We start from the raw sequence: 13,624 nt of genomic DNA, 5'->3' as shown, positions 1-13,624 counted from the left end.
GGGGCGATCCTGCCGGCTCCCCGCGCGGTCCCGCCAGCACCCTTCCGTTGGCTTTGCTGGCCCTTGCCGAGGCGCTACAATCAAGGCCATGGTTCACCTTCACGACACGGGCTACAAGTACCTTTTCTCGCACGCCGATCTGGTGCGGGAGTTGCTGGAGGTCTTTGCCCCGCCCGGCGTGAGCGAACTGCTGGACTACGGCACGCTGCGCCCGGGATGACATGTTGAAGGGAACCGAAATGCTGGAAACGAATATTGATCAATGGACAGCCAAGGCGGTGGCCGAAGGCGTGCTGCTCGGCGAGCAAAGAGGCCTGCAAATGGGCAAGATCGAGGGCAAGATCGAAGGCGAGGCTCTCGCTCTGCAACGCCTGCTTTCCCAGCGGTTTGGTCCGATCCCTACGGCCATTGTCGAGCAGATAGCAGCGGCTAAGCTCGAACAGATCGAAGCCTGGTTCGACGCAGCAATCACCGCGCCGGATGTGGCCTCCGTATTTAGGCCGACACAGAATGGATAAGCCTTCGAGCGCCTCGTCCGCACGCAAACGCAGCGGCAGACCAATCGGCCAGAAGAGTTGCCAGCATGATTCTTGACCTTGACGACACGCGCCCGGATAGCCGGCGCCTCTGACGGCCCACGCCAAACCTCAACGCCAACCTACCGATGCCATGACCAAGCCCTCCAGACCAAGCACCACCAAAAATAAAGAGAAGTACGTTCGATGTGGTGTTGACAACACTATCGCTTGCCCGGCTTCGAGATTTCCCGGCAACCCGTGCCGCAACCACTGTCTGCCTAGACCTTTCCCCTCCAGTTGCTCACCCGAGCACCTTTCCCTTTTCGACAAGCGCATCAGTCAATGAAGCCTATCGTAGCAATCATCGGTGCCGGGCCCGCCGGCCTGACGGCCGCGCTGGAACTGATCCGAGACGGACGGATGACGCCGATCGTCTTCGAGGCAAGCGATCAGGTGGGCGGCATTTCGCGTACCGTCGAGTACAAGGGCAACCGCATGGATATCGGCGGTCATCGCTTCTTCTCCAAATCGGACTGGGTGATGAACTGGTGGCGAGAAATCCTGCCGATTGCCGCCGCAGACGACACCGTTGAAATTGCCTATCAGAGCCAGCGCAGAAAGATCGCGACCGACGGAGCGGCCGCCGGCGAGCGCGGTCTGAACATGCTCGTACGTCGGCGATTATCACGGATCTATTTCCTGCGCAAGTACTTCGATTATCCGATCAAACTCAACGGCACGACGCTGGCGAATCTCGGCCCGATACGCCTCCTCAGGATCGGCTTCAGCTATTCATGGGCCACGCTGTTCCCACGTCGCAACGTCCGCTCGCTGGAGGACTTCCTCGTCAATCGCTTCGGCGGCGAGTTGTATCGCACATTCTTCATGGACTACACCGAGAAGGTTTGGGGCGTGCCGTGCAGCCAGATCAGCGCCGAATGGGGCGCCCAGCGCATCAAGGGGCTATCGGTGATCGAGGCCATCAAGCACGCCTTGCGGAAGGGCAAGGCCGCCAACGACCGGACGACCAGTACCAGCCTGATCGAGAGCTTTCTTTACCCGCGCCTCGGACCGGGGCAGCTTTGGCAGGAGGTCGCACGCCGTGTAGTCGCCGGCGGTGGAGACATTCACTTCGCTCGCCAGGTCGTCGGCGTTCGCCACGTCGCCGGATCCGTGACCGCCGTACTGACCACCAATGCCCTTGGGCAAGAGCAAGAAATAGCTGCTGACTTCGTCATTTCCACGATGTCGGTGAAGGACCTCGTAGCCGGTCTGCTGCCGCCGGCGCCGCCGGCCATCGGCACGATTGCCGCCGCGCTACCGTATCGGGACTTCATCACCGTCGGCCTGCTGCTGTCGCGCATGCGTGCCAACCCGCAGGCGAAAAGCAGTCGTGCCAACCACATGCCGCCGGACAACTGGATCTACATCCAGGAACCCGATGTGCGCATCGGCCGTTTGCAGGTCTTCAACAACTGGAGCCCTGACCTGCTGGCGCGACCAGACCAGATCTGGCTCGGGCTGGAGTACTTCTGCCAGGAAGGCGACGACTTGTGGACCATGCCGGATGATCAGATGCTGCACTTCGCCGCCGAAGAACTCGAACGGATCGGCATGATCGACAGAGCCGACGTGCTCGACGGCACGGTGGTTCACGTTCCGAAGACATACCCGGCCTATTTTGGTGCCTACGTCGACTTCCCGGTGGTGCGCGACTGGCTGGATAGCCTTGGCAATCTCTACCTGGTGGGGCGCAACGGCATGCACCGCTACAACAATCAGGACCACTCGATGCTGACCGCCAAGCTGGCGGTCGAGGCGATTCTCGATGGGAGGGTGGACAAGGCGGCGATCTGGGCGGTCAACATCGACGACGATTACCACGAAGAGAGCCGCGAACGTTCGCCTGGCAAGTGACCCCGAATCGCTTCTGCGAGTACTATAGCCGCTTGGCGTTGATGCCGTGCCTGAACGAGGCACAAACGCTGCCAGTGTGGATTGCAAAATCTATCAGGCATTTGAAAACTCGGGGTTGCTGGCGAGATCATCGTGGCCGATAGTCGTCAAGATCGAGAATGTTTCCGAAAAATCATGTCCGTCGCGGCTTTTCCTAAGGGAGGAGTGAACAGTCACGGTGAATCTGCTTGTGGAAGAATGAGGCGGTTGGCCAGAAAAATCCCGACAAGAGCAATGATCAGCCCGGCAGGAAGATCAATTAAATAATGCCACCGCGCGGCAACAGCTTCAACAGCAATAAAGCTCACCGGCACCATGTAGATGACTCCAAGCCAACGTGCATGGCGCAACGCAAACCAAAGAAAAACCAATGCATGGGCCAAATGCAATGAAGGCATGGCCGCCAGTGCCGAAACGAAGTAGGTCGAATCGTAATCGGCACCACGGCTTTCTCGAAATCCCTGTTGAAATGACGCCATAACCGCCTGGATAGCTCCTGCCGCCGGACTGTCACCCGCTTCAAAGACGAACGGGCCGAAAGCCGGCGCGACAAAATAGGAGACACCCCCAAGGGCCAGGACTAGAGCGACAGCAAGCAATAGACGGTCAAATCCTAGCCGATCCGATTGCATACCGTGGACAAAAAATGAAAGCACGAACATGGAAATGAATATCTGGTGATACGCATGAGGAAAATAAATAAGACCGCTCCGATAGAAAACTGAAAGTGCAAATGCACAGTTCACAACCGATCGAAATTTCTCGTCAATTCCCATATACACGTCGTCAAAAAGCTTAGGGTTTATAAGTTGTGCCCACAGCTTGAAGTTGAAATGCAGATAGACAATCAAGGCAAACGCGCCAACCCCCCGTAACCGGAGCAGAAAGACAGCCTTAGCCCATGTGCGCGCGCGCACTTTAACAAACAGGACCGCCGGCAAGACAATGGCTGGGAGAAGCACCGGCCCAAGATAGTGGTGCAAGACAAACCATGCCGAATCAAGCGAAGGAAAATAGAATTGCAGCCGAAAAATAGAGGCCGTTCCAGCTGCGAAAAACAGACTCGCAAACGCCACCCTCTCAATCGTCAGCAAATGCCTCACAGTGAGTCCCACTGCGTTTTTTTTCTTTCGGAGAACAACAACAAGCGCCTGAGAAAAAAATTGAAAAACAGTATGAGCAGCGCAGCCCCCGCCTTCGACAACAGGTAATAAAAACCGAGAAACTCGGTAAAAGCGAAAATAAGCAGATTGTTGAGCAGCAGGCCCAGGATACCAATTAGAGAGAAAATTGCAAACTCCTGCACGCGGTTTTCCAGAGCACGATAATCAAATATCCAAGCGACACACAACAGGTAGTTGGTCGCCAGCCCCAGGAGAAAAGAGATTGACGCAGAAGCGAGGTAGTGGAGCCCGACTCTTTCGGTTAGCAAGAAAAGCGCCGTGATATCGACAACAAAAGCCAGGCCACCCACCACGACATATTGAGCAAACTGGCGCATAATTGGCTTTATCGGCATAACGTCAACTACCAGAGAAAGATGTATCAGGGAAGGCCCGCAGCGATTCGCAGGCATAAATATAGAACTCGCCGTATGAAGATGCCAGCCGCCCGGTCTTCATCGGGCTCACTCCCGCCACGGGCTTCGACAACACGACGAAGTCGAGGATTGGATCGTGACAGAGATGAACAATGCCATCAATGCTCGGCGCCACCTCCCGAGACTCACCGCCGGTCTTGCTCAGCCAATCCAAGCGGGAATCCGGCAAGCCTAGAACCCTCAACCGTGCCAGGCGGCGATCGGCCTCGAGTGCTGTCTGTCGCGAGAAAATGACGCCAGCGGCTTGCAGAGTAGAAGCGTAGCTTCCGCGGTGAAGAACAAACCAGAGGTTTTCAAGACCCGAGCCCCAATAGGTCAAATGGGGTGGCTGAATGATGTGAACCAGCTCCGCGTGTCCAATTTGTCGGAGCTCGTCTTCCGCCGCTTGGTAGCGACTGGTTCGCTGCCAATGAGTAGCAAAAAAGAGTAGAGACACACTGGCGACCAGCAGCAACACCACCCGGCCACCGCTTGAGCAACGACGCTGGAGCAACCACCAGCTGCCAAATAACGCCAGCGGGAAGACGAACCACCCGGTCTCTTGGCAAACGAGGAAAACACGGTAAACAAGTGCCCGGTTCGACAAGCTTGGGAAGTTGAAATCAATGGGAAACCAAGAGAGCCAGATCGCCCAGAAGATTTTCTCGCCCGCCACCAGAAGAATGGCAGCCCAGGCCAACCGTGACAGCCATGAAGGCAGTCTCGGCTCAATGCTGAAGCGATGGCGAGCAATAATGAGCGCAGACAAGAGAACAGCGCAGACCAGCCTTGTCGGATCAAGTGTGAATGCACAGACGGCCAACGCGCCAAGGAGGAAGCGATTGTAAGGCGAAACCGTCCACATATCCTTCAACAAGCTCATTCCAGCGGCTATGGCGAGTATCTTTGTCAGCCACAGAACGCGCCAAGGCTGCATTTGAATCAAGAGCGTACCGGGCCAATAGACCACCATGAGCGCCAGTCCCATGCCGACAATGAACACTCCAAGAGCAGACCACCACAGGCGGCGATTTCCCCGCACCGAGACAACAGCAGCAGTGGCAAGCAACAGGGCAAGAAAGCTGGGTTCGAGGTATTCGTCAACTGTCCAGTGGTCGAGAAACACAAAGGGGCTACGGCCTGTCGACAGCCGTAACCATAGCGGATCCATTGCTTTTGTCAAATAGGCAAAGGGGGGAATCTCCAGCGCATTGAGTATCGCCAGCCCTGCAAAGCCAAACGCGATAGCGACCAGCTGGTGACGACCCTGAAATCCGAAAAAGAAAACAAAGAGTACAGCGGGAAACGCGATGACAGGGTGCATGGCAGCCGCGAAGACGAGACTCAATATGGCCATGATTCGGTAGCCACGCAAAATGCAGGCAATGGCCAGAAGAGCGGGAGGTTCGGCCCAGATACGCGCGGTAAGAAAGGTTTCGCTGTACGAGAAAATCCCCATGGATCCATAGCTTGCCGGAAGCACGGCGAGAAGTATCAGCGCCTGCCAGAAAGCCAGCCCGCTTAGAATTTCCCGCAATAAGAAAGCGGCCGCTGCAACCCAGGCCACATGCGCCATTCCGAGCAGCAACATCGAAGCGAGCGGCAGCCCAAGGTTATCAATCGCCAACGCATAAATCGCGGGAAACGCAGTGAAGCGATCCTGCGATCCGTAGGCAAAAAACAAGTCCTTGGCAAACGGAACGGAATCCAGTCGAAAAATAGCCTGTCCTGCGTACAGAACCCCGTCATGCCATATTCCCTGATAGCGATGCATGGCAATCCAGCTTACCGCGACCAGCAGCGCAAGCACCAAGGAATCAAGGTAGCGACTTGCCGCGGATCGACCGAGGGAGAGGGGGATGTTCTCCGCGCTGTGAGAGAAGGATTGAGAGCTCAAAGGACTAGGCACTCGCAGTCGCTGGATCGGACTTTTCTGGCAGGGTTGGCGTGACCGAGGGTCGGACCTCGGATCGCGGAAAAGCAATGGACAGCCCTAGCAAATCGAACGCCTTCTTGAGTGTAATGAGAGCGCCGCCGAGATTGGCTCGCGAAGTGAGGTGCACATCGTGGGCGGCAAGTCCAAGGCTTGCTTTGCCCTGCCCACAAAGAAACGGCTAGCCTAGCGGCTTTCTTCATCTACAGACGCGATCGTTCGGAAGAAGGCCGTCTCGAGCGAAACGCTTGCTTCGACGTCCTGCAAGACGCCGCCGCAGGCGATCACCTCGGCAATCAAAGCAGGCAACCCGGCCGCGTCGGCGTCGCGCGCGTAAAGACCAGGCCGCACCTCGATACAGCCCCCTATTGGCGCGCCACCCCGATAGCGCAACACGTATCGGTCAGCCTGGTCGGCGACCATCTCCTGTGGCGAACGTATGGTGAGCAGCTGCCCACGGTGGATCAACCCGAAGCGGTCGGCGAGCCGCTCGACATCGTGCAACACGTGTGAGGTCAGAAAGATCGTTCCGCCGGAGATCCGATAGTCGCCAAGAACATTCACAACTTCTTTGCGCCCCACCGGGTCCAGCCCCGAGAGTGGCTCGTCGAGAATCAGCAGTCGCGGCTGTATCGCCATCGCGTGCGCTAAGGCGACACGCTGCGTCATGCCCTTCGAGAAGCTGCGGACGCGCTTGTCAGCGACCTGCGCCAGGGCAAATCTATCGAGCCACTGCATGCAGTGCTGGCGCACATTCGGCAGCTTGACGCCATGAATCGTCACGCCCATCGTCAAGATTTCGAGCGGCGTTAGGTAGTCGTACAAGCTCGGGTTCTCCGGCACGTAACCCAGACCGCGGCGCGCCTCGGGCAACGACACGTCGTTGCCGAATAATTGCGCACACCCCTTGCTGGGTTGCAGTACGCCAGTCAGGACCTTTATCGTCGTACTCTTACCGGCCCCATTGGGGCCAATGAAGCCGAAAACTTCACCTTGGCCGATAGTCAAAGAAAGACCGCTGACTGCCTCCAATGCCCTTGTCTTCCAAGACCGCGGATAGGTCTTGCACAAACCATCAATGAAGATCGCTGGGCTCATTTCTTTAGGCCACTCATGAAGATTGGCAGGCCATCGGAATCAATCGCAAAACCCGCGCCGAACGGGTCGACCGGCACCTTGCCAATGAGACCTGCGTTCACCAAGTCGTGCAGCGATCCGGGCGGACGGCCATGTTGCTCCGAGTAGGTTTTCGCCGCACGCCGCAAAGCGGCGAGATCACGCAAGCGCTGACCGCGCTGACGCAGGTAATCGGCAAAGTCCTTGCGCTTGGCTTGGGCGGCCATCGCGTCGACTATGCGTGCCGCCATATCGAGATCCTGGCTCCGATCCAACCAGCCCGCGGCAAGATTTTCCATGGTCAGCTGCTCGTCCGGATCCGGAAGTTCTTTCGCTGCGCGCCGCAACCACTCCGAAGCGCCAAACGCATCACCCATGAAATACAACAGGTTGAAGGCGTAATAGAACGGCGGCTGATAGTCAAAGAACCTCACAACAGTGGCTCGACCCAAGATGACCTGAGTGGGCTCTACTTGACCCTCCCAGGGCAGTATCGCCGTGGCAATGTAATAGTTGTCTTCGTGCGCAGGATTGAGCCAGGACGCATCTTTCTGAACTTGGCCAAGAACCTGGTATTCCTCTGGAGCCATCCGAGCGGTCTCGGTCACCAGTGCGCGGATCACCGACCAGTTGGCAGCCAAGTAGCGATCGCCACCGGCCAGCGCGACCTGGACGAAGATCGGGAGAGCGACCTCGATTTCCGCTTTGGGCCGTGATCGCTTGACGCCTTTCAGGGCGCTCTGCCCCATCAAGAAAACAAACCCGCCAACGATCATCACGAGCAGCGGCAGTATCGGCAAACGACGACCCATGCTCGCCTTCAAAAGAACTCGCGCCGACCAAACGTGATCACCGCCATGGCCAGCAGGAGGAGCACATAGCCGGCGCCCATTAGCAGTCCGTAGAAGACAGCTGCGTCACTCACGGGGACGCCATACATCGGCCACGTACGCCAATCGAGACGAGACAGGTCGGGAAGCAGGTACTGGATAGTCTCCAGCAAGGAGCCGTAGCGACCGATCAACTCCTGATCGCCATCGGCACCACGCTCCAGGTAATCGAGCACCGCGCCGAGACTCTTGCCTGCGACCGCGAATAGCGCTCCTAGTGCAACCGGAAGCATCTGCACCGTTGAAAGACTGGCAATCCAAAGCGTAAACGCAGCAACCACCGCAGCGTCAGCCCACAGGCCAGCGATAGTCAGCCAGTAGGGCCAGCCAGTCTGCACCGGAAAACCCTGGGTGTACTCCCCCGCGGAGAAGATCACCGACAGCCACAACAGGCCACCCAGCGCAACCGCGGCGACGACCAGCAAGCCGAGCACGCCAAGAAAACGGCCGAGCAAATAGGCACCGCGCGAGACCGGATAGGCCAGCGCATAGAGCACTGTCCGCCGCTCGACCTCGCGCCCGACAAGCTCCTGCACCCAAAAGACCGCAAACAGCACCAAGCTGAAACGGATTCCGGAAAAGCCGACATCCATGGTCACCGTCTGCGGTTGCCGCGGCGAAAAAGAGCCCGCCAAGACGGCGACACCGACCAGCAGCGTGCCCAGCAGGAGGATCAGCACTACCGCCCGGCTTCGAAAACCGGAGCGGAGCGCGCTAATACAAAATGGCCACATCGCAGAGAAAAGCGCGCCGAAGCGCGCCATCTTGTTGACCAGGATTCCCTGTCAGGTACCCGAGGACTGCCCCATTGCCGCGGTGGACGCCGAGTCACTAACCTCAGCCGTCGTACATCCGGTCGCCGGACAGTCACCGGCCGTACCCGCTACTCTCTTAACACCACCACCTTCCGTACCTCCGGCAAATAGGCTCTTACCTTTCTTGGATCCGGCCACCACACCAAATGCAGTGTTGTTCTCGGAATAATTGCTCAGGACGTTCGCCGAACATTTGGCACTGAAGGTCTTCTTCACGTACTTACCAGCGGCGGTTACGTCGACAGCAACACCAGCGGGGTCTCCAGCGCAGACCGCCGTCGCGTGTGCTCCAGAACTGACCACAGAAGCAAGCACGAAAGCAAGAATCATTGTCTTCTTCATCATCATATCTCCTGAGTATTGATACCGAAATCAGTCGTTACTGTTGGCAACGGCAGCGGTGAGCAGGTTCTTGGCGTCCGACTGCGCAGCCTTGTCCTCACCCTTCTTGGTGTACTCGGAGAACTGGGGAATCGCGATGGCGGCCAGAATACCGATGATCGCGACGACGATCATCAGCTCGATCAAGGTAAAGCCTTTTTGCAGCTTCTTCATGGTTTCAACTCCTTCCGGTGAGAGCAACGGACAATCCGTTGCTTTAACTGGTATCAATTTCCATGCCAGGAGCTGAAAGCACGCAATAGCGTGATTTTTCGCACGCCGGACGAGTCGAAGAAGCCCATTAGCGTCACCTGCCTGACAAGAATTGTCAGTACCGGCGCCTTCAGCCGGCCGGCCAATCAGCGTTCTTGGCTGCACCCCGCATCACCCCGCGGCGCTGCGGTCCGGCGCGCTGCGCGGCAGAATCAGGGTGAAGACCGTACCCTGGCCGGGGCTGCTCTCGACCTGGATGGTGCCGCCCAGAACCGCGTTCACCAGGTTGTAGACGATGTACAGCCCCAGGCCGCTGCCGCCCTGGCCCAGGCGGGTGGTGAAGAAGGGTTCGAAGATGCGGTTGAGCGTCGCCTCGGGGATGCCGGCGCCGTTGTCGGCGTAGCGCAGGGCCACATGATCGGAGCCGACGGCGTGCGCCTCGATGTCGATCCGTCCGGCGTCGATGCCGGCAAAGCCATGCGCCAGCGAGTTGCCGACCAGGTTGGCGATGATTTGCTCCAGCGGCCCCGGGTAGCTGTCGAGCTCCAGTCCGGCGGGAATCGCCAGTTCGATCCGGTGCCCGGTGTGTTTGAAACCGGGACGCAGGGTGACCAGCATTTCGTCGACGGTCTGCAACAGGTCGAACGAGCGGCGCCGGGCGCTGCTCTGGTCCACCGCGACCTGCTTGAAGTGACCGATCAGTTCGGCGGCGCGGGCGGTATTGCGTTCGAGCAGGTCGACCGCTTCGCGCCCGCGGCCGAGCAGGGCGTCGACCTGCGACCGGCGCAGGCTGCCCGATTCGACGGCGTCGGCAAACTCGCGAAACTGCTCGCCGAGCAGACTGGCGACCACCCGCGCGTTGCCCAGCGGGGTGTTCAGTTCGTGCGCCACGCCAGCGACCAGGTTGCCCAGCGCGGCGAGCTTTTCGGCCTGCAGCAGTTGCGCCATCGCCTGGCGCAATTCGTCGGTGCGTTCGGCGACCAGCTCTTCGAGGTGTTCGCGGTAGCGCTGCAGTTCCTCCTCGGCGCGCTTGCGTTCGGTGATGTCCGAGCCGACGCTGAACACTTCCACCACCTCGCCGCGCTCGTCGACGATCGCCCGGTTGGTCCACGAGACCCACACCCGTTCGCCGCCGCGGCGCATGTTCTCGTTGATCGAGTGCTCGAAGCGCCCGGGGCTTCTGCAGATATCGGTCATCAGAATCCGCAGGTCGCGGCCGCTGCTCTCGTAGGGCGGGACGATGGTGCCGACCACGTGCCGGCCCAGCAATTCGCCTTCGCCGTAGCCGAAGAACTGCAGGCCGAATTCGTTGACGAAGGTCACCCGGCCCTGGGGAGTCCAGCGCAGGATGATGCTGTTGGCGTTCTCGACGAGTTCACGGTACTTGAGTTCGCTCTCCAGCAGCGCCTGCTCCGAGCGCCGGCGTTCGGTGATGTCGTCGGCCAGAACGAGTTCTGCGCGGCGCCCCTGGTAGGAGATGGCGTGCGCGACGATCTCGACGTCGATGATCGTTCGGTCCTTTCTGAGGTGTTGCCAGACGCCGGCGCTGTCGATCGCTTCATCGACGTCTTCCACGGCGACGATATCTTCGATGGGAATCGGCGTATCGTCACCGACCCGCAGATCGACGACCGTCATCTGCAGGAACTCCTCGCGGGCGTAACCGTACTTGCTGACGGCCGCGTCATTGACGGTGAGAAAGGCCAGCGTCTCCAGGTCGTACACCCACATCGGATGCGGGTTGCTGTCGAAGAGCAGCCGGTAGCGGGCCTCGCTCTCACGCAGGGCCCGGTCTGCCTGTTCGCGATCGATCCGGGTCCGCAGCACGGTGATGCCGAAGCCGAGGTCGTCCACCAGCTCGCTCAACAAGGCAACTTCGTCGGTGTCGAAAGCGTCGAGTGCCGACGAGTAGATGCTCAGGGCTCCCAGGATCCCGTCGCCATGGCGCAGCGGCAGCGCGCACAGCGCGGCGTAGCCGCGCTCGGCAGCGTCCGCACGCCAGGGCGCGAAGCGCGGGTCGCTGGCGATGTCCTGGATCACGCAGGGCAGGCCGCTGCGGATGGCGATGCCATTGGCGCCATGCCCGCGCTCGCTGTCGGCCCAGGTGGTGTTCAGATGATCGAGGTAGCCCGCTTCATGGCCAGCGTGCGCCACTGGCCGCACGCTCCTGGATTGATCGTGTTCTGCGTAACCGACCCAGGCCATGCGGTAAGCGCCGACCTCGACGACGATGCCGCAAACGGTGGTCAGCAGGTCGATCTCGTCGCTGGCACGAATCAGCGCCTGGTTGCACTCGCTGATCATCCGCAGCTGCCGGTTGGCGAGACGCAGCGCGTGCTCGGCGTGTTTGCGCTCGCTGATGTCGATGACGATGCCCAGGTAGTGGGTCACCTCGCCGTCCGCATTCCGCTCGACCGCGGTCCGGTCGTCTACCCAGCGGATGCTCCCGTCCCGGCTGACGATGCGATATTCCTGCTGAAAATGGTCGTCGCCGCTTTCGGTGTACCCGCGTACCTCGGCGCTGACGCGCTGCAGGTCATCGGGATGGATCAGCGCTGCGAAGTGAACCGACCCATTGAGCAGCTCGGCGGCGGAGTAGCCCAGCTGGCTGACGTTGTGCGAGGCGAATACCGCCGGCCAGCCCTCCACCGCGCGCCAGCGAAAGAGCATCGCGGGGCTGTTCTCGACTACCAGGTTCGCCTGCTGCAGCTGCTCTTCAACGCGAACACGCTCGGTGACGTCCAGCGCCACGCCCATCACCTGCACCGACCCCAGGCTGTCGTCGCCCCCGCCGTCGCCCCCCTGCACCGGATTGAAATAGGTCTCGAAGACGGCGTCCCGGATGCGCACGGTGAAATGCTGCGGCGCGCCGGCGATCGCCCGCCGCGCCGCCTCACAGACCTCGGGGTAGTGGCGGTAGAGGTCGAAAATCGACTGGCCAAGGGCTGAGCGGGGGAACGGACCGACGCCCGTCAGGCCCTTGCCCTCGCTAAGCGAGAAGACCCCGCGCGCGTCAAACTGGAAAATCACCACCGGCGCGCTGCTGATCACCGAGCGGTAGCGCGCCTCGCTGCTCAGCTGCGCCCGCTCGCGTTGGCGGATGGCCAGCGACATGCGATCGAGGCCTTCAGCCAGGCTGTCGAATTCCCGGATGCTTGACGTGGGCCAGCGCTGGTCGTAATCGCCGTCGGCGAGCGCGCGGGCCCGTGCGGTGTAGCGATCGAGGCGTCTGGCGAAGGCACGCGCCAGGATCAGCGTGCTGCTGGTCGCCAACAGCAAGGCGACCAGGACGCCGATCGTCAGCGCCCACAAGGTAGCCAGCAAGGGTTTGAGCACGTTGCCGCGCGGCTGCGCGACCAGCACCATCCAGCCCAGCTGCGGGACGCTGACCAGGGTTCCGATGAATTCCTTCCCATCCCAAGCGAAGGCCTGGGTGGTGAACCGCCCCTGCAAACCCTCGCCGACGATCGACAACGGGCTGAGGTTGAGTTCGGGAAGACCTGAACTGCCTCGGGAATGCGCGATCACCTGCCCGCGGCGGTCCAGGATCATGGTCGACAGGCCGGCTTCGCCCGGCAGGCGCGCGAGGAACTCCGAAAGCTGGTCGATCGAGACTTCGCCGAGCAAGGCCTCGCCGTCAAGCGGAATCGCCAGGCTGACGGCAATTCGAGCGCTGACCGAAGACAGGAAGACCTCGGACCACACCGGCTCCTGGCGCGCGCGCGCTTCGCGCAGGACAGCCGAACCGGAAAGATCGATCTTCCGCAGTTCGTCGCGCAGACCGCGCCGCCCATCGGGCAGCCCGACGGCGACCACCGCGTCGCGGGAATCGACGACGTAGATCGCCGCGAACACGTCGCCCGCGCCGGCGTGCGAATCCAGCGCTCGCGCCCAGAATGACCACGGTTGCTGATCTCGCTGGTGCAGGTGCTCGGCAATGGCCAACAGCTCGCGGCCGGCCCCGAGCAGGTGCACCTCGACCTGACCGGAAATGGCGTGCGCCAGCGCCTGATGACGGCTTTCGATGTCGGCCAGCGCCTGCGGCAGGCGCGCCCACAGCACCAGCGCGGCAACCAGCAGCAGGGGCAGCACGCCCGCCAGGACAAATCGCACCGCCAGCCACAACCACAGCGGTCGAGCGGCAGCCCTGGCGGGCGCCGGCGATGGCCCGGGGCGGGCGTCAGTGGTCACGCCGCACGCGTCATTTTCCACGCTCCATCTTG

General features: G+C 60.4%; 12 protein-coding genes. 3 read left to right on the top strand and 9 right to left on the bottom strand.

Annotation, left to right across the window (positions count from 1 at the left end):
- Window positions 1–88 precede the first annotated feature (88 nt).
- From Q1L50_RS18995 to Q1L50_RS18985, 3 genes are all read left to right on the top strand, one after another.
- Window positions 89–220, top strand: a complete 132-nt coding sequence (locus Q1L50_RS18995) for a hypothetical protein (RefSeq protein WP_300341805.1) — start codon at window positions 89–91, stop codon at window positions 218–220.
- A 19-nt stretch (window positions 221–239) separates the two neighbouring features.
- Window positions 240–518, top strand: a complete 279-nt coding sequence (locus Q1L50_RS18990) for a DUF4351 domain-containing protein (RefSeq protein ID WP_300341804.1) — start codon at window positions 240–242, stop codon at window positions 516–518.
- 342 nt (window positions 519–860) lie between these two features.
- Window positions 861–2,435: an NAD(P)/FAD-dependent oxidoreductase gene (locus Q1L50_RS18985; RefSeq protein ID WP_300341802.1), complete on the top strand. Its 1,575-nt coding sequence runs from the start codon at window positions 861–863 to the stop codon at window positions 2,433–2,435.
- Window positions 2,436–2,647: 212 nt separating this feature from the next.
- Here the strand turns inward: Q1L50_RS18985 and Q1L50_RS18980 are convergent, their stop codons facing one another.
- The 9 genes from Q1L50_RS18980 to Q1L50_RS18940 form a co-directional block, all read right to left on the bottom strand.
- The gene (locus tag Q1L50_RS18980) at window positions 2,648–3,568 is read right to left on the bottom strand and encodes a phosphatase PAP2 family protein (protein ID WP_300341800.1); all 921 of its coding nucleotides are present in this window, start codon (window positions 3,566–3,568) and stop codon (window positions 2,648–2,650) included.
- Window positions 3,569–3,573: 5 nt separating this feature from the next.
- The gene (locus tag Q1L50_RS18975; protein WP_300341798.1) at window positions 3,574–3,975 is read right to left on the bottom strand and encodes a GtrA family protein; all 402 of its coding nucleotides are present in this window, start codon (window positions 3,973–3,975) and stop codon (window positions 3,574–3,576) included.
- A gap of 22 nt (window positions 3,976–3,997) precedes the next feature.
- Window positions 3,998–5,863, bottom strand: coding sequence for a hypothetical protein (locus Q1L50_RS18970; protein WP_300341796.1), 1,866 nt, complete (start codon window positions 5,861–5,863; stop codon window positions 3,998–4,000).
- Between the two features lie 309 nt (window positions 5,864–6,172).
- Window positions 6,173–7,084 (bottom strand): ABC transporter ATP-binding protein, encoded by a 912-nt coding sequence (locus tag Q1L50_RS18965; RefSeq protein ID WP_300341794.1) that lies wholly within the window; start codon window positions 7,082–7,084, stop codon window positions 6,173–6,175.
- Window positions 7,081–7,914, bottom strand: a complete 834-nt coding sequence (locus Q1L50_RS18960; protein ID WP_300341792.1) for a tetratricopeptide repeat protein — start codon at window positions 7,912–7,914, stop codon at window positions 7,081–7,083. The genes Q1L50_RS18965 and Q1L50_RS18960 overlap by 4 nt, the downstream gene beginning before the upstream one ends.
- An 8-nt stretch (window positions 7,915–7,922) precedes the next feature.
- Complete coding sequence (locus Q1L50_RS18955) at window positions 7,923–8,672, bottom strand: ABC transporter permease subunit (protein WP_300341790.1); 750 nt, start codon at window positions 8,670–8,672, stop codon at window positions 7,923–7,925.
- Window positions 8,673–8,777: 105 nt separating this feature from the next.
- Complete coding sequence (locus Q1L50_RS18950) at window positions 8,778–9,152, bottom strand: hypothetical protein (protein ID WP_300341789.1); 375 nt, start codon at window positions 9,150–9,152, stop codon at window positions 8,778–8,780.
- A 27-nt stretch (window positions 9,153–9,179) separates the two neighbouring features.
- Window positions 9,180–9,362 carry a prepilin-type N-terminal cleavage/methylation domain-containing protein gene (locus Q1L50_RS18945; protein WP_300341787.1) on the bottom strand — a complete coding sequence of 61 codons (183 nt, stop codon included), beginning with the start codon at window positions 9,360–9,362 and terminating at the stop codon, window positions 9,180–9,182.
- Window positions 9,363–9,572: 210 nt separating this feature from the next.
- A complete protein-coding gene (locus Q1L50_RS18940) occupies window positions 9,573–13,592 on the bottom strand; it encodes a PAS domain S-box protein (RefSeq protein ID WP_300341785.1) in 4,020 nt (1,339 codons plus the stop codon).
- Window positions 13,593–13,624 lie beyond the last annotated feature (32 nt).

The organism is Accumulibacter sp., assembly GCF_029255145.1.
Classification (GTDB): domain Bacteria; phylum Pseudomonadota; class Gammaproteobacteria; order Burkholderiales; family Rhodocyclaceae; genus Accumulibacter.
Note: the sequence above shows the minus strand (reverse complement) of the source record. Positions and strands in the feature narration are given on the sequence as shown.